The following is a 19,087-nucleotide window of genomic DNA, read 5'->3' as shown; positions in this document are numbered from 1 at the left end:
ATTGGCCTGTCCACCAACCGAGCGGCCGAAGCAGCCCGAAAGCCGCTGGAAACAAGCTGCCTGATGCCCGGCATGGCCCTCACATCGGCGCGTCGGCGCAGCAGAAGGCGTTGTTCAGACTTTCCTACAATACGCGAGGTTCGTTGGACCGGTTATTCGAAAAAGGTTAGAGGGTATCAGGGCGAACTGGTTGATAAATCTGAAGTTCAAGATCTATTTTTAAGGAAGCTCGCAGAGTGCTCGACGGTCGCGCTACGGCAGGACGCAGAGATGCGGCACGTTACTGAAATTCTTTGGAGTATTATCACAGCATTTAGTCACGAGTTGAGGCATGACATCATTCATTATGCTGAAGCGCCCTACTAAATGCGCGATATTCTTCAAAACACATAGTGATGTGTGGATGGTCAAAAGAGAAGCCTCTTTTCCTTCCCGCGGCAATCTGTTGAATTATTTCCTGTGTAGTATTTGGCTCAATTTTGACTGCCTCGCACGATTGTTCCCCCCGACGGAACGTCAAGTCGCGTCGTGTCGCTCTTGGCACAAGACGTTGAAAAATGGCTGAAACCAGTCACTCGGCGCGAGCATCCCGAACGTTGGCTTCAGGCCGAGCGCGTCACGAAGGGCAACCTCAATGCGCGAGTTTGCAATGCCTGCTGCTGAACAACCTAAGGAGCGAGTGCAGCGGGCGGGGGCAACTGAACGCCCACCCCCGCTCCCAACCCTCACCCGATCGCCGCCGCCTTCACGTCGTCGTCGATGAAGGGGACGTATTGGGCGAAGTTGTCGGCGAACATCTGCACGAGCTTGGCCGCCTGGCGGTCGTAGGCGTCGGCGTCGTCCCAGGTGCGGCGGGGGTCGAGGAGGACCTCGGCGACGCCGGGCACCTCGACCGGCACCTCGAAGCCGAAATTATCGTCCTTGCGGAACTCTACCTCGCCCAGCGAGCCGTCGAGGGCGGCGGTGAGCAGCGCGCGGGTGGCCTTGATCGGCATCCGGCTCCCGACACCGTAGGCGCCCCCCGTCCAGCCGGTGTTGACCAGCCAGCAGGTGGCGCCGTGCTTGCCGATCTTTTCGCGCAGCAGATTGCCGTAGACCTCGGGGCGGCGGGGCATGAAGGGCGCGCCGAAGCAGGTGGAGAAGGTCGGCTGCGGCTCTGTCACGCCGCGCTCGGTCCCTGCGACCTTGGCGGTGAAGCCGGACAGGAAGTGATACATCGCCTGCGCGGGCGTCAGCCGCGCGATGGGTGGCAGTACGCCGAAGGCATCGCAGGTGAGCATGATGACGTTCTTGGGGTGCCCGCCAAGCGCCGTCTCGGACGCGTTGGAGATGTAGTGCAGCGGGTAGGCGCAGCGCATGTTGGCGGTGAGGCTGTCATCGGCGAAATCAAGCTCCAGCGTTTCGGGATCGAACACCATGTTTTCGACCACGGTGCCGAATTTCGAGGTGGTGGCGTAGATCTCGGGCTCTGCATCGGGGTCGAGGTTGATGGTCTTGGCATAGCAGCCGCCTTCGAAGTTGAAGGTGCCGCGCTCTGACCAGCCATGCTCGTCATCGCCGATGAGGGTGCGCGCGGGATCGGCCGAGAGCGTCGTCTTGCCGGTGCCCGACAGGCCGAAGAACACGGCGGCATCGACGGGGTTGTCGGGCGCGTGGTTGGCCGAGCAGTGCATCGGCATCACGCCCTTTTCAGGCAGCAGGTAGTTGAGCAGGGTGAAGATGGATTTCTTGTTCTCGCCGGCGTATTCGGTGCCGCCCACGAGGATCAGCTTGCGGTCAAAATTCATCGCGATCACGGTGTCGGTGCGGCAGCCGTGACGGCCGGGATCGGCCTTGAAGCCGGGGCAGTTGATGAGCGTGAAATCGGCGACGAAGCCGTCGAGTGCCTCGCGCTCGGGGCGGCGCAGCATGGTGCGGTTGAACAGGCTGTGCCAGGCAAGCTCGGTCACCATGCGCACGTTGATGGCGAGCGCGGGGTCGGCGCCGCCGACGAGATCCTCGACATAGACGTCGCGCCCGGCGAGCCAGGCGAGCATGTCGTCGTAGAGCGCGTCGAATTTTGCCGGCTCCATCGCGCCGTTGTTGTCCCACCAGATCGTGTCTTCGGTGGTGGCGGAGCGGACGACGAACTTGTCCTTGGGCGAGCGGCCGGTGAACTTGCCGGTCGAGACGAGGAACGCGCCGCCGCGGCCGAGCGTGCCTTCGCCGTTTTTCAGTGCCGCTTCGATCAGCGCGGGCTCGATGAGGTTGTAGTGGACCGTGCCCAGCCCCGTGATGCCCTGATCCTCCAGCCGGAAATTCGGGTTCACCCGTCCGAGTGTCATGTCTGCTTCGCTCCTGTTCACCAAATGCGTCTGCCCGCAGCAGATCAAGTGGGGCGCCGAGATGCGGCGTCGGTCGGGCGGCGTGCCCGGCTGCGCGCGTCTTAACACGACGCTTTCGTGAAATAACAGGCGGGTTTGCCGCAGTTAGCGCAACCAGCGCCAAGTTAGCGCAATCACCCGCCCGTTAGCGGAAACACCATGCGATGCGTGCGGGCAAGGTGAGTCCATTTAGCCATTCTCAAGGAAATTCCGGCCCAATGAGCGCGGTCGAGGCGACTGATTCGCAGTTTTGGATTGATCCGCAGAGCGCAAAAGGCGCATAATGAGAAAAAAATTCAGAAACTCAGAGCAGTATGAGGAATAATAGCAATGTCCAGGATCGCCCTTGTGGACGATGACAGGAATATCCTGACATCGGTGGCCATGACGCTCGAGGCCGAGGGCTTCGAGGTCGAAACCTACAACGATGGCCAGCAGGCCTTCGACGCCTTCAGCAAGAAACTGCCCGACATGGCCGTGCTCGACATCAAGATGCCGCGCATGGACGGGATGGACCTGTTGCAGCGGCTGCGTCAGAAGTCGCGGATGCCGGTCATTTTCCTGACCTCCAAGGATGACGAGATCGACGAGGTCCTCGGCCTGCGCATGGGCGCGGATGATTACGTGAAGAAACCGTTTTCCCAGCGCCTGCTGGTCGAGCGCATCCGCGCGCTCTTGCGGCGGCAGGAGGTGGTGGCCGGCGGCGCGCTGGTCGAGGGCGAGGAAAACAAGGTGATCGAGCGCGGCGAATTGCGCATGGATCCGCTGCGCCACGCGGTGACGTGGAAGGGGCAGGACGTGTCGCTCACGGTGACTGAGTTCCTGCTGTTGCAGGCGCTCGCGCAGCGTCCCGGCTTCGTCAAGAGCCGCGATCAGCTGATGGATGTGGCCTATGACGACCAGGTCTATGTGGACGATCGCACCATCGACAGCCACATCAAGCGCCTGCGCAAGAAACTGCGGATGGTCGATCCCGAATTCTCGGCCATCGAAACGCTCTACGGGATCGGGTATCGTTACAACGAGGAATGATGGCCCTGGCCGAGGGGATAGACGTGGGCGATCCGCGGGCGCGCAAGGATGGCGATCTCGTCCTGGGGGACGATTTCGTCGCCCCCGACCGCGTGGAGGAAGCAGAGCTGACCGAGCGGCGGGCGCGGCGCGGCTGGCTGTCGCTGCGGCGCTCGGCGCTCACGCGCAAGATCGTCACCTTCAACCTGATCGCGCTCAACGTTCTGGTCATCGGCATCCTCTACCTCAACAGCACGCAGGACACGCTGGTGCGCCAGCACGTCGAGAGCCTGCGCGACCGCGCCGCGCTCACCGCCGATGTGGTCGCCGCCCGGTTGCCGCAGACCGCACCGGTCAACCTCGCCACCGGCGACGGCATAGATGTCGAGGATACGCTGGAGCGGCTCGCGCTGCGCCCGGGCACCGAGGCCTATCTCTTTGACAGGACCGGGCTCTTGCTCGGGCAGAAGGCGGGCACGCCCGCGCGCTCGGGAATCACGGGGGACATGCCGCCCACGCCGCTGACCGATTTCCTGGAACGGATATGGGGCGTCATCTCGGCGCCCTTTTCGACGCAGGGCACGGGGGAAGAAGCGCAGGACGCGATCGCGGCGTTGCGTGACCTGGTCGATGCCGCGGTCTCGGAGGGCGCGCAGGTGCGCGCCATCGATGCCAGCGGTGATACGATATTGCGCGCCGCCGCGCCGGTGATGCGCGGTTCCACACCGGTGGGCGCGGTGGTGCTGGTCGACAGCTCCGGCGACGTCGCCCGCATTTCGGCGGCCGAGCGGGAGCGGGTGTTGCAGATGTTCCTGATCGCCACGCTCATTTCCATCGGCCTGAGCCTTGTTCTGGCCTCGACCATCTCCAACCCGCTCGCCGATCTCGCCGCCGCGGCCGAAATCGGGAGCGAGCGCAATCGCGGGCGCAGCGGCGGCGGGCGCATCCGTATCCCCGACCTGACGGCGCGGCCCGACGAGATCGGGCGGCTGTCGGGTGCGCTGCGCGGCATGGTCGGTGCACTCTACAGCCGGATCGAGAGCAACGAACAATTCGCCGCCGACGTGGCCCACGAGATCAAGAACCCGCTGGCGAGCCTGCGCTCGGCGGTGGGCACCATGCGCATCGCGCGCCGCGAGGATCAGCGCGAGCGCCTGCTCGAAGTGATCGAGCATGACGTGCGCCGGCTCGACCGCCTGGTGAGCGATATCTCCAACGCCTCGCGTCTCGATTCCGAGCTGGTCAAGGAGACGCAGGAAGGGTTCGACCTGGTGGCGCTCTTGCAGAACCTCGCGCAGTACCTCAGCGAGGAGGCGGGCAAGAAGGGGGTCGAGTTCATCACCGATTTCCCGGGCAAGCCGATCGTCGTCACCGGGCTGGAGGCGCGGCTGGCACAGGTGTTTGTCAACCTCATCACTAACGCTATCAGCTTTTGCGAGGAGGGCGACGCGATCCGCGTCTGGGCACGCCGCCGCGCCAACCGCGTCCTGATCGTGGTCGAGGATACCGGCCCGGGCATCCCCGAGGAGTCGCTGGACAAGATTTTCCAGCGCTTCTATTCCCAGCGTCCCGAGGGCGAGTTTGGCAACAATTCGGGGCTGGGGCTGGCGATTTCGAAGCAGATCGTGGAGGCGCATGACGGTGTGATCTGGGCCGAGAACATCCGCCCCACCCATGCCGATGCGACATCCGAGCCGCTGGGCGCGCGGTTCGTCGTCGGCCTGCCGGTCTGAGCGGGCATGGCCCGCGCGGCAGAGGCCGGGGACGATGCCGGGGGTCTGACCGTCCATGCGAGCTGTGTTGCGCAGGCGGGGCGGGCCGTGCTCATTCGCGGGGCGGCGGGCAGTGGCAAATCGGGGCTGGCGCTGCGGCTCATTGCGCTGGGGGCCGAGCTCGTGGCCGACGACCGCACCCGGGTGTGGCGCGCGGGCGATCAGGTGATGGCCGACGCGCCCGACACGATCCGCGGGCGGATCGAGGCGCGGGGGATAGGGCTGCTGCGGCTGCCGGCCGCGGGGCCGCGGCCGCTGGCGCTGGTCGTCGACCTGGACGGGTCCGCGACCGAACGCCTGCCGCCGCTGCGCGAAACGCGGATTGTCGGCGCCGCGCTGCCGCTTGTTCACGGATCGGGGCACGCGCATTTTCCGGCGGCGATTGCGCTCTATCTCCGGTATGGAGTGCTGGAATAGCAACGAAGGTCGCGGATCATGTCCTCTCACGTCGCCGATGCTGACATGCCTCACAGGCTGGTCCTTGTCACCGGCCCGTCGGGTGCGGGCCGCAGCACGGCGATCCACGTGCTTGAGGATATCGGTTTCGAGGCCATCGACAACCTGCCCCTTTCGCTGCTGCCGCGGCTCTTTGCCGGGCCGCGGCTCGACAAGCCGCTGGCGCTGGGTATCGACGTGCGCAATCGCGATTTCTCGGTCCGCGCCCTGCTGGAGGTGATCGACGGAGGCGGGGTGCCGGCACCGGGCAAGATGGAGGTGCTGTATCTCGACTGCCGCCCCGACGTCCTCGTGCGGCGCTTCTCGGAGACGCGGCGGCGCCATCCGCTCGCGCCCGGCGGCAGTGTCGAGGATGGCATCGCGCGCGAACTCGATCTGCTCGGCCCGGTGCGGGACCGCTCGGATATCGTGGTCGATACCTCCGACATGTCGCCCCACGATCTTCGCGCCGAGCTCGAACGCTGGTTCGCGCCCGGCGGTGCCAAGCGGTTGTCGATCTCGGTGCAGTCGTTTTCGTACAAGCGCGGGCTGCCGCGCGGGCTCGACATGGTGTTTGATTGCCGGTTCCTGACAAACCCGCATTGGGAGCAGAGCCTGCGCGACGCGGACGGACGGGACCCGGCGGTGCAGGCGTATCTGAGGGACGATCCGCGGCTGGCACCGTTTCTCGACCGGCTGACGGCGCTGATGGAGCTGCTGCTGCCCGCGCACGAGGAAGAGGGCAAGGCCTACCTCGCCATCGGCACCGGCTGTACCGGCGGGCAGCACCGCTCTGTCGCGGTGGCGGAAATGCTGCGGGCGAGGCTTGCGGAGCAAGGCTGGCCGGTGTCATTAAGGCACCGGGAACTGGAGCGGCGAGAGCCGGGGGAAGGGCGGTCATGATCGGGATCGTGATCGTGGCACATGGCGGGCTCGCCCGCGAGTATCTCAAGGCGGTCGAACACGTGGTCGGCGCGCAGAGCGGGATCGTGGCCGTCGCTGTCGAGGGCGATCACGACCGCGCGGAAAAGCAGGACGAGATTTGCGCCGCCGCGGACGCGGTGGACAGCGGCGACGGGGTGGTGGTGGTGACCGACATCTTTGGCGGCTCGCCCTCGAACCTGTCGCTGCGTGCCTGCCGCCCCGACAACCGCCGCATTCTCTACGGGGCCAACCTGCCGATGCTCATCAAGCTGGCCAAGAGCCGCCACAGCCCGGTCTCGGTGGCGGTGCGCGCGGCGCTCGAGGCGGGGCGCAAGTATATCGACAGCCACAACGTTTCAACGGAATGAGGAAAAGCGCAATGACCGAGCGCATGCGGCGGCAACTCGAGATCGTCAACGAAAAGGGGCTGCACGCCCGCGCCGCCGCCAAGTTCGTCGAGGTGGTCGAGGGGTTCGATGCGCAGGTCGAGGTGAGCCACGGCCCCGAGTCGGCCTCGGGCGACAGCATCATGGGGCTTTTGATGTTGGCAGCGGCCAAAGGAAGCACTATTGACGTCGAGATCATGGGGGCCGATGCCGGGCCGCTGGGCGATGCGCTGGCCGCGCTGGTCGCCGATCGCTTCGGCGAGGATACCTAGGCCGCGCATGGCACCGGCACAGCGAAGCGGGACGGACGACGTGAGCAGGAAGGCGCAGCCAGAGACCGGCGGGGAGACCGGCGGGGAGACCGGCGGGCAGGTTCTGTTAACCAAGTACGATCGCCGCAGTCTGACCTATGCCAACAGCTTTGACAGCCCCGCCACCGCCACGATCATCCGCGGGATGGAGTGGCTGACCGGCAAGATCAGCATCATCCGCATGATCCGCGCCTTCGAGAAGAGCGGCGCGCCCTCGGGGCAGGCGTTCTGGCGGGCGGCGCTCGATACGATGGGTGTTCCGCTGCTTACGCCCGACGAGGAGATCGCCAACATCCCCACCGAGGGCCCGGTGGTGGTGGTGGCCAACCATCCGCACGGGCTGGTGGACGGCATGATCCTCGCCGACCTGATCGGGCGGCGACGCACGGATTACAAGATCCTGACGCGCGCGCTGCTCACGGGCATCGACGAGGTCGCGGCCTCCTACATGATCCCGGTGCCGTTCCCGCACGACCCCGAGGCGCAGCGCAAATCGGTCGAGATGCGTGCGAGCGCGATGTCGCATCTCAAGGAGGGGGGGCTCATCAGCGTGTTTCCCTCTGGCGTGGTGGCATCATCCGACACGCTCTTTGGTCCGGTGGTCGAGCGCGAGTGGAACGTGTTCACCGCGCAGATGATCCGCCGCTCGGGCGCGCAGGTGGTGCCGGTCTACTTTCCCGGGTCCAATTCGCGCTGGTACCAGATGGCCAATTGCATCTCGCCCACCATGCGGCAGGGGCTCTTGTTGCACGAGGTGGTGCGCAGTTGCGGCAAGCCGCAGAAACCGGTCGTGGGCAAGCCGGTGGACGCGGAACGGATGAAGATGCTGCAAGGCGACCCGCGCGGCTTCATGGAATGGCTGCGCGCGCACACGCTGTCGCTGGGAGAGCGGCGGGGGTAGCGGTCGGGCGACCGGGTTTGGCCTGGAGGGGACGTTGCGGCATCCGGGCGATGAGCCGCGCGGGCGCCAGCCCACGGGTTGGCGATCCAGCGGTTGGTCTGCCGCGCTTTATCTCACAAAATCCGAGAGAGATGAGAGCTTTGCACCAGCGTTACCCAATCGCCAGCCCGTGGGGCGGGCTGGCGATCGCGCAGCGGCGCGTAAACGCGCCTTTATTCCGCGCGGAGGCAGGAGGCGAATGGCAGGGACAGGCCAGAATTCCCCTCACGTGAACCGGTTGTCGCGCGGGAAGCCGCGCGGGGCCATGCGGCCCGCGCCCGCGCGTTTGCCCAGCCATTCCGTGAGGTCGCTCTCGGTGCGGGTGCGGCCCGCCGGATCGCGCCAGCTCAGCCCGTCGGCGAGGGTGAAGGTGGTGGCGTCCGACAGCCCGCCATCCTTGAATTTCTGGAGCCGCACGCCCTTGCCGCGGCCCAGTTCCGGCAATTCGTCGAGGGCGAAGACCAGCACCTTGCGGTTCTCGCCCACGCAGGCCACGTGATCGCCCGCCACCGGTCGGCAGACCACCGCGCGGGCGGGGGCGCGCAGGTTGAGCACCTGCCTGCCGGTCCGGGTCTGGGCCAGAACCTCGTCCTCGGACACCACGAATCCGTCGCCCGCCGAGGACGCGACCAGGAGCTTGCGCCCCGGCTTGTGGATCAGCAGATCGACGATCTCGGCCTCGTTGGGCAGATCGACCATGAGGCGCAGCGGCTCGCCCATGCCACGCCCGCCCGGCAGGCTCGCCGCCGCGAGGGTGTAGAACCGCCCGTTGGTGCCGAAGACGAGCAGCCGGTCGGTGGTCTCGGCGTGAAAGATGAAGCGCGGCCCGTCGCCGTCCTTGAATTTCAGTTCGCGATTCAGGTCGATATGCCCGGTCATGGCGCGGATCCAGCCGCGGCGCGAACAGACCACGGTGATCGGCTCGCGCGGGGTCATCGCCTCGATCGGCACCTCCTCCACCGGTCCCGCCTCGGAGAAGGTGGTGCGGCGCGCGCCGATCGGGTGGGTCTTGCCGAACGTCTTTTTCACCTCCTTGAGCTGGTTGGCGATGGCGGCCCATTGCAGGCGCGTGTCGTCGAGCAGATCCTCGAGCCCGGCACGTTCCTCCATCAGCGCGTCGCGCTCGGCGCGCAGCTCCATCTCCTCGAGCCGACGCAAGGAGCGCAGGCGCATGTTGAGGATCGCCTCGGCCTGGATATCCGACAGCCCGTCCTCTTTGGACGGGGCAGGGGGCACGTAATCGGCTTCGGAGGCGGCGCGGGTGAAGGTCCGGCCCCAGTCCTCGCGCATCAGGGCCGGTTTGGGCGCGTCGTCGTAGCGGATGATCTCGATCACGCGGTCGAGGTTGAGAAAGGCGACGATCAGCCCTTCGAGCACCTCGAGCCGGTGGTCGATCTTTTCCATCCGGTGACGCGAGCGGCGCAGCAGCACCTCTTGCCGGAAATCAAGAAAGGCGCGCAGCACCTCGCGCAGCGAGCAGACCCAGGGCGTCACCCCGTCGACGAGCACGTTCATGTTGAGCGAGAAGCGCAGTTCCAGATCGGTGTTGCGGAACATCAGGCCCATCAGTGCCGCCGGATCGACATTGCGCGTGCGCGGCTCGAGGATGAGGCGGACGTCATCGGTGCTCTCGTCGCGGACATCGGCGAGGATCGGCACCTTGCGGGTCTGGATCAGGTCGGCGATGCGCTCGATCAGCTTGGATTTCTGCACCTGGTACGGGATTTCGGAGACGACGATCTGCCAGCCGCCGCGGCCCAGCTCCTCGACCTCCCAGCGGGCGCGCAGCCGGAAGGAGCCGCGCCCGGTGCGATAAGCCTGCGCGATGTTCTCGGCTGGCTCGACGATCACGCCGCCGGTGGGAAAATCGGGGCCGGGGATATGGTTGAGCAATGTCTCGTCGCGCGCATCCGGCGACTTGATCAGGTGCAGGCAGGCGTCGATCAGCTCGGCGATGTTGTGCGGCGGGATGTTGGTGGCCATGCCCACGGCGATGCCCGAGGCGCCGTTGGCCAGCAGGTTCGGGAAGGCCGCGGGCAGCACGACAGGTTCGCGCAGCGTGCCGTCGTAATTGTCCCGGAAATCGACCGCGTCCTCGGTCAGCCCCTCCAGCAGCGCCTCGGCAAAGGGGGTCATCCGCGCTTCGGTGTAGCGCGAGGCGGCCGGATTATCGCCGTCGATATTGCCGAAATTGCCCTGCCCGTCCACGAGCGGGTAGCGCACCGCGAAATCCTGCGCCAATCGCGCCATCGCGTCGTAGATCGCGGCGTCCCCGTGGGGGTGATAGTTGCCCATCACGTCGCCGGAAATCTTGGCGGACTTGCGGAATCCGCCGGTGCTGGAGAGCCTGAGTTCGCGCATGGCGTAGAGGATGCGGCGATGCACCGGTTTGAGCCCGTCACGGGCATCCGGGAGCGCGCGGTGCATGATGGTCGAGAGCGCATAGGTCAGATACCGCTCGCCGATGGCGCGGCGCAGCGGCTCGGGTGTGGCCTCGGGGCGCATGTTGGGGTCGTCGAGCAGGTCTGTCATGGATATGGTGATACAGACGGCATGCGCGGGCGTAAAGCGGGGACAGGGCCGCGCGTGCTTGCATCGTGCACTGCGCCGGGTCACAAGGTGGTCATGAGCGAACGGAGCATTCTCATCACCGGCTGTTCGTCGGGTATCGGGCTGGACGCGGCGCGGTTCTTGCGCGGGCGTGGCTGGCGCGTCTTTGCCTCTTGCCGCAAGGAGGCCGATTGCGTGCGGCTGCGCGAGGAGGGATTCGCGGCGCCGCGGGTCGACTACGAGGACGAGGCGAGCATCGAGGCCGGGCTGGCGGAGGTGCTGGGCGCGACGGGCGGGCGGCTCGATGCGCTGTTCAACAACGGGGCCTACGCGATCCCCGGGCCGGTCGAGGACGTCCCCACCGAGGCGCTGCGCACCATATTCCAGGCCAACCTGATCGGCTGGCACGACCTGACGCGGCGGGTGATCCCGGTGATGCGCGGGCAGGGGCATGGTCGTATCGTGCAATGCTCTTCGGTGCTGGGCCTCGTCGCGATGAAATGGCGCGGGGCCTATGTGGCGACGAAATTCGCGCAGGAGGGGCTGAGCGATGCGATGCGGCTGGAGCTTGCAGGCACGGGGATCGAGGTGGTGATCATCGACCCGGGACCGATCGACACGCCGTTTCGGCAGAACGCGATCAAGCAGTTCGAGAAATGGATCGACTGGGAGAATTCGGCGCGCGCCGAGGAGTATCGCGAGAGCCTGCTTGACCAGCTTTACAAGGGGAGCAGCAAGGGGCCGCAATGGCCCGCCGCCGCGGTGACGAAGAAGCTGGTTCACGCGCTCGAATCGCCGCGCCCGAAGGCGCGGTACTATGTCACGACACCCACTTACGCCATGGGCGCGCTGCGCCGTGTATTGCCGGTGCGGGCGCTTGATTGGGTGCTGAGCAGGGGGTGAACGGCGCGTGGCGGGACAGGGCGCGGGGGATTTTCCCTTTCGCTTTCCCCGCGCGCCGTCCTAGATGCGCGGCAGACGCGATTCGAATGCAAGGAGGGGATCATGCTGACCGACCCGCTTTTCTGGCTCGTGGCTGCGGGCTGCCTGGTGACGGCGGCGATCCTGATCCGCGGCATCGCGACCTTCGGCAAGGAGGGGGTGGAGAACGCCAAGCGCGCCAACAAGTACATGCGCTGGCGGCTGATCGCGCAGTTCGTGGCGGTGCTGCTGATCCTCGTGTTCGTCTATTTCCGCAGGTAGGGAGGCTGATTCATGGTCGTGCTCAACAAGATATACACACGCACCGGCGACGCGGGCGAGACCGCGCTGGGCAACGGTGTGCGGGTGGCCAAGCATTCGGCGCGCGTCACCGCCTATGGCACGGTGGACGAGCTCAACGCCACGCTGGGGCTGGCGCGGCTCCATGCCGAGGGCGAGACCGACGCGGCGCTGGCGCGGATTCAGAACGACCTCTTTGACCTGGGTGCGGACCTGTGCCGCCCGGACATGGAAAAGGACGGTGAGGCCGAGTATATCCCGCTGCGGATGGTGCCCGCGCAGGTCGATAGGCTCGAGGCCGAAATCGACGCGATGAACGGCCATCTCGAACCGCTGCGCAGCTTTATCCTGCCGGGCGGCTCGCCGCTGGCCGCGCATCTGCACCTGTGCCGCACCGTGGCGCGGCGTGCCGAGCGGCTGATGGTGGAACTGGCGGCGCTGGAAACGGTCAACGAGGCGGCGGTGCGCTATCTCAACCGGGCGAGCGACTGGTTCTTCGTGGCCGCGCGCATGGCCAATGACGGCGGCAAGGAGGACGTGCTGTGGGTTCCGGGCGCGAACCGGTGACATATTCTGGAAAGGATCGCGGGCCACAAACCGTCAAAACGTGGCGTCCGCGAACCGAAACGTGACGATTTTACCCTGTTTCCCGCGCGCATGAGCCGGTATCACCGCGCGGGAGAGCCAAGCCGAGGGGCCGCGAGGGGCCGCTCATCACTGTAAGGGAGACCGTGCCAATGAAGGTGCTCGTGCCTGTCAAGCGCGTGATCGATTACAACGTCAAAGTCCGTGTCAAGGCGGATGGAAGCGGTGTCGATCTCGCCAATGTCAAGATGTCGATGAACCCGTTCGACGAGATCGCCGTCGAGGAAGCCATCCGCCTGCGTGAGGCGGGCAAGGCCGAGGAGGTGATCGCCGTCTCCATCGGCGTCAAACAGGCGCAGGAGACGCTGCGCACGGCGCTTGCGATGGGCGCGGATCGCGCGATCCTCGTGGTTGCCGCCGATGACGTGCATCAGGATGTCGAGCCGCTCGCCGTGGCCAAGATCCTTGCCAAGATCGTCGAGGAAGAGCAGCCCGGCCTCGTGCTCTGTGGCAAGCAGGCCATCGACAACGACATGAACGCCACCGGGCAGATGCTGTCGGCGCTGTTGGGCTGGTCGCAGGCGACGTTTGCCTCGAAGCTGGAGATCGAGGGCGATCACGCGCTGGTCACCCGCGAGGTGGATGGCGGGCTTCAGACCATCAAGGTGACGATGCCGGCTATCGTGACCGTCGATCTGCGCCTCAACGAGCCGCGCTATGCGAGCCTTCCGAACATCATGAAGGCCAAGAAGAAGCCGCTCGACGAGAAGACCGCCGAGGATTACGGCGTCGATGCGAGCCCCCGTCTGGAGGTGCTCAAGACCGAGGAGCCGCCGGCGCGCAAGGCGGGCGAAATCGTGGGCTCGGTGGACGAGCTGGTGGCGAAACTCAAGGAAGCGGGGGTCGTGTGATGGCTGTTCTTCTTCTTGCAGAAGTGACCGATGGCGAGCTGAACCTGGACGCGACCGCCAAGGCGGTGACGGCGGTGGCAGCGCTTGGCGACGTGACCGCGCTCTGTGCCGGTGCGCACGCGGCGGCGGCGGGCGAGGCGGCGGCAAAGATCGCCGGTGTCACCAAGGTTCTGGTCGCCGAGGATGCCTCTCTCGGGCACCGTCTGGCCGAGCCGACGGCGGCGCTGATCGTGTCGCTTGCCGGTGATTACGATCACGTCGTGGCCCCGGCCACCACCGATGCCAAGAACGTGCTGCCCCGGGTGGCTGCACTGCTCGACGCGATGGTGATCTCGGACGTCTCTGGCGTCATTGATGGCGATACGTTCGAGCGCCCGATCTATGCGGGCAACGCCGTGCAGACGGTGAAGTCGAAGGACGCCAAGAAGGTCGTCTCGATCCGCACCTCGACCTTCGACGCGGCGGGCGAGCAGGCGGCCTGCGCCGTCGAGACCATCGGGGCCACCGACAATCCGGGCCTCTCCGAATGGGTCGAGGACAAGGTGGCCGAGAGCGACCGGCCGGAGCTGACCTCGGCGGGTGTCGTCGTCTCGGGCGGCCGTGGCGTCGGCAGCAAGGACGATTTCGCGCTGATCGAAAGCCTCGCGGACAAGCTGGGCGCCGCCGTTGGTGCGAGCCGCGCGGCGGTCGATTCGGGCTATGCGCCGAACGACTGGCAGGTGGGTCAGACCGGCAAGGTCGTCGCCCCGGACCTGTACGTCGCGGTGGGCATTTCTGGCGCGATCCAGCACCTTGCGGGGATGAAGGATTCGAAGGTCATCGTCGCGATTAACAAGGACGAGGAAGCGCCGATTTTCCAGGTCGCCGATTATGGCCTGGTGGCCGATCTCTTCACCGCCGTGCCGGAGCTGGTCGAGAAGCTCTGAGGTTCGGGCGACTGTCGAGACAAGGGGGCCCGCGCCATTGCGCGGGCCCGTTTATTTTTCCGGCATAAGGGTCGTGGTCCTTGCCTCGGTTGCCTGGACGGAGGTCCGAGGGGCAAGTGAGCGGGCCGGAACGGACCGTGGCCGGGTGCGTCATGACGGGTGCGATTGGCCTGATCCTGCCATTCGCTTCCTGCCCCCGCGCGGCTCATCACCGGATGGTTCAAGGTCCGCTCAAGGCCATTCGGGTCGATGGCCCCGGCCCGATGTCGTGCGCATTCCGGCTCAGAGCTGTTCCCCGACTGTCTTGCTCACGCGGCTTGACCCGGTGTTCGGCCCCGCGCCTCCATCGGGTCTCGCGTGTCGGGTGGCGACCGCTAATCCTTGAGCAGCCGGGTCAGCACGGGGTGCAGCGCCAAGGCCACCTCGCGATGCGCGCGCGGGCCGGGCAGGGCGGCGGCGACATCCTCTTGCATCGGCGGAAAGCGCATGTCGTGCGTGCCTTGCGTGCGCGCCGCACCGGACGCCACCACCAGCACCGTGGCGGCGGCGTGTGGGGCGAGGGCGTCGAGCATGGCGCGGCTGACGAAGGCGGGATCGGCGTCGATGGCAGCACTTCCCGCGCCGTCGCCCGGTGGGTGGTTGGCCTGCCACAACAGCACCACCGGCGGCGCGAGCCCGCGCAACACCACCGACATGCGGGCGAGCCACGCCTCTTGCACCGCCGTGCGCAGCCGCGCGAAGCGCGCGGGCGAGATCGCGGCGAGCCGGCGCATCAGGTGGCGGGTGAAATGGAACTCGGTGAAATCTACCTCGGCGTAAAGAACGCGCAGCGCGTCCGTCGCCGCGACGAAGCGGTCGTTGCGGCGTGGATGCACCCGGTAGAACGGGTTGGAGAGGTTCATCGCGCAGGGCAGTTGCAGCACCACCGCGCGTGCGCCCCGTGCGATTTTCTGCACCGCCGCGTCATTGGCAAACACATCCGGCCCGGCATTGGGCAGGCCGAGATTGACGCAAGGCGTGCCCAGATCGTCCTCGAGGAGGGCGGGCCAGGGCCTTGCCACGAAGCTGCCATGGGTTCCGGTGCTGCCGATGCAGGCCACGTAAGCCCCTGTCAGGCCGCGCCGTGGCCCGCGAAAGACCAGCCGCGAGCCCGGGTAGCGCACCGGTAGATAATCGAGGGGCTGGCGCCCCATGCATTCGTAAGCCATCGGTCCCACCCGTTTTCAGTCACCCGGAAGCGAGGCTCGATGATTCGCCTTTCCATTTCCCTAAACCTCGAATTCGTGGCGCATTTTAGCGGAATCCGGCCCTTGCGGCGTGTCCCCGCCGGGGCCTATGTTGTCCGCGTGAAGCGAGGAAAGGGCGGTGCATGGACATCCGGACAGTGGGCGTTGTGGGCGCGGGCCAGATGGGCAACGGCATCGCCCACGTGATGGCACTTGCGGGCTACGAGGTGCGGCTCAACGATGTCAGCGCCGAGGCGCTGGACAAGGCGCTGGCCACCATCCGCAAGAACATGGAGCGGCAGGTCAGCCGCGAGAAGATCAGCGAGGCCGAGATGGAGGCCGCGCTGGCCCGCATCGTGCCGGAGGCGGCGCTCGAGACGCTCGGGGCGTGCGATCTCATCATCGAATCCGCGACCGAGCGCGAGGAGATCAAGCAGAAGATCTTTGACGCGCTGCTGCCGCACCTGGCGGAGCACACGATCCTGACCTCCAACACCTCGTCCATCTCGATCACGCGGCTGGCGAGCCGCACCGACAGGCCCGAGAAATTCATGGGGTTTCACTTCATGAACCCGGTGCCGGTGATGCAATTGGTGGAACTGATCCGCGGTATCGCCACCGACAAGGAGACCTTTGACGCCTGTCTCGCGGTGGTGGAGCACCTCGGCAAGACGGCGGCGAGCGCCGAGGATTTCCCGGCCTTCATCGTCAACCGCATCCTGATGCCGATGATCAACGAGGCGGTTTATACGCTCTACGAGGGGGTGGGCAACGTGCGCTCCATCGACCGGTCGATGAAGCTCGGGGCCAATCACCCGATGGGGCCGCTGGAACTGGCGGATTTCATCGGTCTGGATACGTGTCTGGCGATCATGAACGTGCTGCATGACGGTCTGGCAGACACCAAGTACCGGCCCTGTCCGCTGCTGACCAAGTATGTCGAGGCGGGCTGGCTCGGGCGCAAGTCCGGGCGCGGGTTCTACGATTACCGCGGCGAGGAGCCGGTGCCGACGCGGTGAGGGCGGCGGGCGCGTACACGCGTCTTTACTCTGCGCGGGGGAAGCTCGGATGGTCCGCTCCGGCTGTCACACCTCCTCGGCCATCAGCCACACGCCGCCCTGCGGGCGCAGCGTGATGATCATCACCGGGTCCGGGTCGCGCCCCGGCACCGGTGTGAAGCGGAACCGTGCGAGCAGGGTGGCGAGGATGATTACCGCCTCCTGCAGCGCGAAGCTCGCGCCGATGCAGATGCGCGGCCCGTCGCCGAAGGGCAGGTAGGCATAGCGCGGCACCGCCTTGCGGTCGGCAAAGCGGTCGGGGCGGAAGGTGTCGGGTGCCTCCCACAGCATGTGGTGGCGGTGCAGCGCGTAGATCGGGATGATGACCGTGTCGCCGGGCCTGATCTCGCGCCCGCAGAGCGTATCGGGGGCCATCGCCGTGCGCGACACCATCCCCGCTGGCGGGTAAAGGCGCAGCGCCTCGTCGATGATCTGGCGGATGAAGGGCAGGTGTGCCACGTCCTCGCCGGTGGCCGCATCGCCCGAGAGCACCGCGCGCGCTTCGGCGCGGGCGCGGTCCTGCACCTGTTGGTCGAAGGCGCAAAGGTAGAGCGACCAGCCCAGCGTGAGCGCGGTGGTCTCGTGGCCCGCGACGATGAAGGTGAGCAGGTTGTCGCGCAATTCCGGCGTATTCATGCGGCGCTTCGTCTCGGGATCCTCGCCTTCGAGCAGCAGGTCGAGCAGGTCTGGCACGCCGTCGGGGCCGCGCGCGCGACGGGCCTCGACCGCCGCGTCGGCGACGCGCTTCATCTCCTTCACCGCACCCCCGGCCATCAGCCGCCCGGGGCGCGGCACCCAATCGGGAAAGCCCAGGATATCGAACAGCGAGATGCGCCCCGCCTCGGCGATATAGGCGTCGATGCCGCGATGCACGGCGTCGGCGTCGAACGTGCCGTCGCCGGAAAAGGTGACATCGGCGATCACGTCGAAGGTGGTGCGCACCATGTCGGCGGCCACGTCCACGGCGCGCGGGCCCGCGTCTGCGATGCGATCGGCGCTGCGCGCGGCGGCGGCAGACATGACCGGCGCGAGGTTCATCACGTTGCGGTGCGAGAACACCGGCGCGGCGGTGCGCCGCTGCCAGCGCCAATGCGCCCCCTCGGCGATGAACAGCGAGTCGCCGATGGCGGGGCGCAGCAGGTTCTTGGTGACCAGAGACTTGGGATAGTTGTCGAGGTTTTCCAACAGCATACGCCGAATCGCGCCCGGGTCCGTCACCATGTGCCAGCGCTTGCCCGTGCGGCCCGACACCATCGGTTGACGGGTGGCAATCTCCGGGATGATCGACAGCACGTTTTCCCGCGCCGCGCGCAGCGACCCCAGCACCCCGAGCGGCTCGGTCACGAGCGGCACGCGCACGGGCGCGGGGGGCGGGGCGGTATCGGTGGTGGCATCGGTCATCGCGGGGCCCCTAGACTGCTATACCTGATATAGGGTCGGCGGGCGCGGGCGGCAAATCGTTGCGCCGTGACGCGGGCTGCGTTAAGCCTCTTCGAGTTTATCATAATGGGAGGCCGCATATGCGCCGTTTCATGGCCCTTCTCGGCCTTCTGGCCGTCGCCGCCTGCACCAATGCCAACGATCTCGACAGCGAGCCCGCCTATCTGGGTAATTTCCGGCTTGGCCACAACGTCGTGGTGGCACCGAACCTGACCAAGGGGCCGGCATCCCGCGCGGCGAGCCAGGAGGAGTGGATCGACGCGATGACACGGGCGATCAACGAGCGGTTCACGCGCCATGAGGGCTCGAAGCTCTATCATCTCGGGGTGAGCGTGGAGGGCTACGTGCTGGCCATTCCGGGTGTGCCGGTGGTGGCCTCGCCGAAATCGGCGCTGATCCTCAACGTCACCGTGTGGGACGACGCGGCGGGCAAGAAGCTCAATGAAAAGCCCGAACTGATCACCGTGGTCGAGACGGTCTCGGCCAAGACGGTGATCGGATCGGGCCTCACCCAGAGCAAGGAGGTGCAGATGGAGCACCTCAGCCGCAATGCCGCCAAGCTGATCGAGAACTGGCTCAACCGGCAGAACGACAATCTCGGCTGGTTCGAGGATGACGGGCGGCCCGCCAAGGAAAAGATCGGGCTGATGTCCGGGCGCCCCGAGGCAGACCCTGCCCCGGCCGCGGAGCCCGCGGACGCCGGAGAGACGGGCGAAGAGACAGCGGAGCAGGTGCGCGAAGAGGCCACGGAGGCGGTCGAGTGATCCCCGGGCCGCACCGACCTGCCCAGTCGTGCCAAAACGGCCACGGGCCGCTTGATTTTCCCCCCGTAACCCCCTAAACGGCGCGCGGAGCAAGAACCGGGCCCGGCGGCCCCCCAATTGACAAGGTGCCCAGAGAAATGGCGAAGGAAAAGTTTGACCGTTCGAAACCGCACGTGAACATCGGCACGATTGGTCACGTTGACCACGGCAAGACGACGCTGACGGCGGCGATCACGAAGTATTTTGGCGATTTCCGGGCCTATG

20 protein-coding genes are annotated in these 19,087 nt (G+C 66.4%); 16 read left to right on the top strand and 4 right to left on the bottom strand.

The window, feature by feature from the left end; all coding sequences use genetic code 11:
• Positions 1–366: hypothetical protein (locus tag C6W92_RS17860; RefSeq protein WP_206735555.1), on the top strand; the 366-nt coding region annotated here is incomplete at its 5' end.
• Between the two features lie 359 nt (positions 367–725).
• On the opposite strand, the gene C6W92_RS16270 is transcribed toward C6W92_RS17860, so the two are convergent.
• A complete protein-coding gene (locus C6W92_RS16270; protein ID WP_129435047.1) occupies positions 726–2,324 on the bottom strand; it encodes a phosphoenolpyruvate carboxykinase in 1,599 nt (532 codons plus the stop codon).
• 369 nt (positions 2,325–2,693) lie between these two features.
• Between C6W92_RS16270 and C6W92_RS16265 the strand changes: the two genes are divergently transcribed.
• The 7 genes from C6W92_RS16265 to C6W92_RS16235 are packed head-to-tail and all read left to right on the top strand — an operon-like array spanning position 2,694 to position 8,103.
• A complete protein-coding gene (locus C6W92_RS16265) occupies positions 2,694–3,395 on the top strand; it encodes a response regulator transcription factor (protein ID WP_129435046.1) in 702 nt (233 codons plus the stop codon).
• Complete coding sequence (locus tag C6W92_RS16260) at positions 3,395–5,107, top strand: sensor histidine kinase (protein WP_129435044.1); 1,713 nt, start codon at positions 3,395–3,397, stop codon at positions 5,105–5,107. The genes C6W92_RS16265 and C6W92_RS16260 overlap by 1 nt, the downstream gene beginning before the upstream one ends.
• Before the next feature lie 6 nt (positions 5,108–5,113).
• Positions 5,114–5,563, top strand: coding sequence for a serine kinase (locus C6W92_RS16255; RefSeq protein ID WP_129435043.1), 450 nt, complete (start codon positions 5,114–5,116; stop codon positions 5,561–5,563).
• Positions 5,564–5,581: 18 nt separating this feature from the next.
• Positions 5,582–6,484, top strand: coding sequence for an RNase adapter RapZ (gene rapZ, locus C6W92_RS16250; RefSeq protein ID WP_241691193.1), 903 nt, complete (start codon positions 5,582–5,584; stop codon positions 6,482–6,484).
• Positions 6,481–6,873, top strand: coding sequence for a PTS fructose transporter subunit IIA (locus tag C6W92_RS16245; protein WP_104019907.1), 393 nt, complete (start codon positions 6,481–6,483; stop codon positions 6,871–6,873). Before rapZ ends, C6W92_RS16245 begins: the two co-directional genes overlap by 4 nt.
• Before the next feature lie 11 nt (positions 6,874–6,884).
• A complete protein-coding gene (locus C6W92_RS16240; RefSeq protein ID WP_104019908.1) occupies positions 6,885–7,163 on the top strand; it encodes an HPr family phosphocarrier protein in 279 nt (92 codons plus the stop codon).
• A 40-nt stretch (positions 7,164–7,203) separates the two neighbouring features.
• Positions 7,204–8,103, top strand: coding sequence for a lysophospholipid acyltransferase family protein (locus C6W92_RS16235; RefSeq protein WP_241691192.1), 900 nt, complete (start codon positions 7,204–7,206; stop codon positions 8,101–8,103).
• A 264-nt stretch (positions 8,104–8,367) separates the two neighbouring features.
• Here C6W92_RS16235 and C6W92_RS16230 read toward each other — a convergent pair whose 3' ends face one another.
• Positions 8,368–10,674, bottom strand: a complete 2,307-nt coding sequence (locus C6W92_RS16230) for a DNA topoisomerase IV subunit A (RefSeq protein ID WP_129435040.1) — start codon at positions 10,672–10,674, stop codon at positions 8,368–8,370.
• A 93-nt stretch (positions 10,675–10,767) separates the two neighbouring features.
• Between C6W92_RS16230 and C6W92_RS16225 the strand changes: the two genes are divergently transcribed.
• The 5 genes from C6W92_RS16225 to C6W92_RS16205 all read left to right on the top strand — a co-directional run bounded on the left by C6W92_RS16225 (position 10,768) and on the right by C6W92_RS16205 (position 14,335).
• On the top strand, positions 10,768–11,595 hold the full coding sequence (locus C6W92_RS16225; RefSeq protein ID WP_129435038.1) for an SDR family NAD(P)-dependent oxidoreductase: 828 nt from the start codon (positions 10,768–10,770) through the stop codon (positions 11,593–11,595).
• Positions 11,596–11,697: 102 nt separating this feature from the next.
• Complete coding sequence (locus tag C6W92_RS16220; protein ID WP_129435036.1) at positions 11,698–11,895, top strand: twin transmembrane helix small protein; 198 nt, start codon at positions 11,698–11,700, stop codon at positions 11,893–11,895.
• Positions 11,896–11,907: 12 nt separating this feature from the next.
• Positions 11,908–12,480, top strand: coding sequence for a cob(I)yrinic acid a,c-diamide adenosyltransferase (locus C6W92_RS16215; protein ID WP_129435034.1), 573 nt, complete (start codon positions 11,908–11,910; stop codon positions 12,478–12,480).
• Between the two features lie 170 nt (positions 12,481–12,650).
• The gene (locus tag C6W92_RS16210) at positions 12,651–13,409 is read left to right on the top strand and encodes an electron transfer flavoprotein subunit beta/FixA family protein (RefSeq protein ID WP_104019914.1); all 759 of its coding nucleotides are present in this window, start codon (positions 12,651–12,653) and stop codon (positions 13,407–13,409) included.
• Positions 13,409–14,335, top strand: coding sequence for an FAD-binding protein (locus C6W92_RS16205; RefSeq protein WP_129435032.1), 927 nt, complete (start codon positions 13,409–13,411; stop codon positions 14,333–14,335). Before C6W92_RS16210 ends, C6W92_RS16205 begins: the two co-directional genes overlap by 1 nt.
• Positions 14,336–14,709: 374 nt before the next feature.
• Here C6W92_RS16205 and C6W92_RS16200 read toward each other — a convergent pair whose 3' ends face one another.
• Positions 14,710–15,543, bottom strand: a complete 834-nt coding sequence (locus C6W92_RS16200; RefSeq protein WP_129435030.1) for a DUF6473 family protein — start codon at positions 15,541–15,543, stop codon at positions 14,710–14,712.
• A gap of 161 nt (positions 15,544–15,704) precedes the next feature.
• Between C6W92_RS16200 and C6W92_RS16195 the strand changes: the two genes are divergently transcribed.
• Positions 15,705–16,580 carry a 3-hydroxybutyryl-CoA dehydrogenase gene (locus C6W92_RS16195; RefSeq protein ID WP_129435028.1) on the top strand — a complete coding sequence of 292 codons (876 nt, stop codon included), beginning with the start codon at positions 15,705–15,707 and terminating at the stop codon, positions 16,578–16,580.
• Positions 16,581–16,646: 66 nt separating this feature from the next.
• Here the strand turns inward: C6W92_RS16195 and C6W92_RS16190 are convergent, their stop codons facing one another.
• Positions 16,647–18,020, bottom strand: coding sequence for a cytochrome P450 (locus tag C6W92_RS16190; protein WP_129435026.1), 1,374 nt, complete (start codon positions 18,018–18,020; stop codon positions 16,647–16,649).
• A 131-nt stretch (positions 18,021–18,151) separates the two neighbouring features.
• On the opposite strand from C6W92_RS16190, the gene C6W92_RS16185 reads away from it, so the two are divergent.
• Together C6W92_RS16185 and C6W92_RS16180 are read left to right on the top strand one after the other, a co-directional pair.
• On the top strand, positions 18,152–18,823 hold the full coding sequence (locus C6W92_RS16185; RefSeq protein ID WP_347232817.1) for a hypothetical protein: 672 nt from the start codon (positions 18,152–18,154) through the stop codon (positions 18,821–18,823).
• 137 nt (positions 18,824–18,960) lie between these two features.
• Positions 18,961–19,087 (top strand): GTP-binding protein (locus C6W92_RS16180; protein ID WP_241691048.1); only part of this gene is annotated, 127 nt, incomplete at its 3' end.

The sequence above is a fragment of the Roseovarius sp. A46 genome, from assembly GCF_004126395.1.
GTDB lineage: Bacteria > Pseudomonadota > Alphaproteobacteria > Rhodobacterales > Rhodobacteraceae > Roseovarius > Roseovarius nitratireducens.
This window is presented reverse-complemented; position numbering and strand designations above follow the sequence as displayed.

Excerpts from the sequence above, each read along its gene's own strand:
- C6W92_RS16260 (WP_129435044.1), top strand. The coding sequence starts at position 3,395 with ATGGCCCTGGCCGAGGGGATAGACGTGGGCGATCCGCGGGCGCGCAAG.
- C6W92_RS16245 (WP_104019907.1), top strand. The coding sequence starts at position 6,481 with ATGATCGGGATCGTGATCGTGGCACATGGCGGGCTCGCCCGCGAGTAT.
- C6W92_RS16205 (WP_129435032.1), top strand. The coding sequence starts at position 13,409 with ATGGCTGTTCTTCTTCTTGCAGAAGTGACCGATGGCGAGCTGAACCTG.
- C6W92_RS16220 (WP_129435036.1), top strand. The coding sequence starts at position 11,698 with ATGCTGACCGACCCGCTTTTCTGGCTCGTGGCTGCGGGCTGCCTGGTG.
- C6W92_RS16230 (WP_129435040.1), bottom strand. The coding sequence starts at position 10,674 with ATGACAGACCTGCTCGACGACCCCAACATGCGCCCCGAGGCCACACCC.
- C6W92_RS16265 (WP_129435046.1), top strand. The coding sequence starts at position 2,694 with ATGTCCAGGATCGCCCTTGTGGACGATGACAGGAATATCCTGACATCG.
- C6W92_RS16255 (WP_129435043.1), top strand. The coding sequence starts at position 5,114 with ATGGCCCGCGCGGCAGAGGCCGGGGACGATGCCGGGGGTCTGACCGTC.
- C6W92_RS16270 (WP_129435047.1), bottom strand. The coding sequence starts at position 2,324 with ATGACACTCGGACGGGTGAACCCGAATTTCCGGCTGGAGGATCAGGGC.
- C6W92_RS16200 (WP_129435030.1), bottom strand. The coding sequence starts at position 15,543 with ATGGCTTACGAATGCATGGGGCGCCAGCCCCTCGATTATCTACCGGTG.
- C6W92_RS16190 (WP_129435026.1), bottom strand. The coding sequence starts at position 18,020 with ATGACCGATGCCACCACCGATACCGCCCCGCCCCCCGCGCCCGTGCGC.
- C6W92_RS16210 (WP_104019914.1), top strand. The coding sequence starts at position 12,651 with ATGAAGGTGCTCGTGCCTGTCAAGCGCGTGATCGATTACAACGTCAAA.
- C6W92_RS16225 (WP_129435038.1), top strand. The coding sequence starts at position 10,768 with ATGAGCGAACGGAGCATTCTCATCACCGGCTGTTCGTCGGGTATCGGG.
- C6W92_RS16195 (WP_129435028.1), top strand. The coding sequence starts at position 15,705 with ATGGACATCCGGACAGTGGGCGTTGTGGGCGCGGGCCAGATGGGCAAC.
- C6W92_RS16240 (WP_104019908.1), top strand. The coding sequence starts at position 6,885 with ATGACCGAGCGCATGCGGCGGCAACTCGAGATCGTCAACGAAAAGGGG.
- C6W92_RS16185 (WP_347232817.1), top strand. The coding sequence starts at position 18,152 with ATGGCCCTTCTCGGCCTTCTGGCCGTCGCCGCCTGCACCAATGCCAAC.
- C6W92_RS16215 (WP_129435034.1), top strand. The coding sequence starts at position 11,908 with ATGGTCGTGCTCAACAAGATATACACACGCACCGGCGACGCGGGCGAG.
- rapZ (WP_241691193.1), top strand. The coding sequence starts at position 5,582 with ATGTCCTCTCACGTCGCCGATGCTGACATGCCTCACAGGCTGGTCCTT.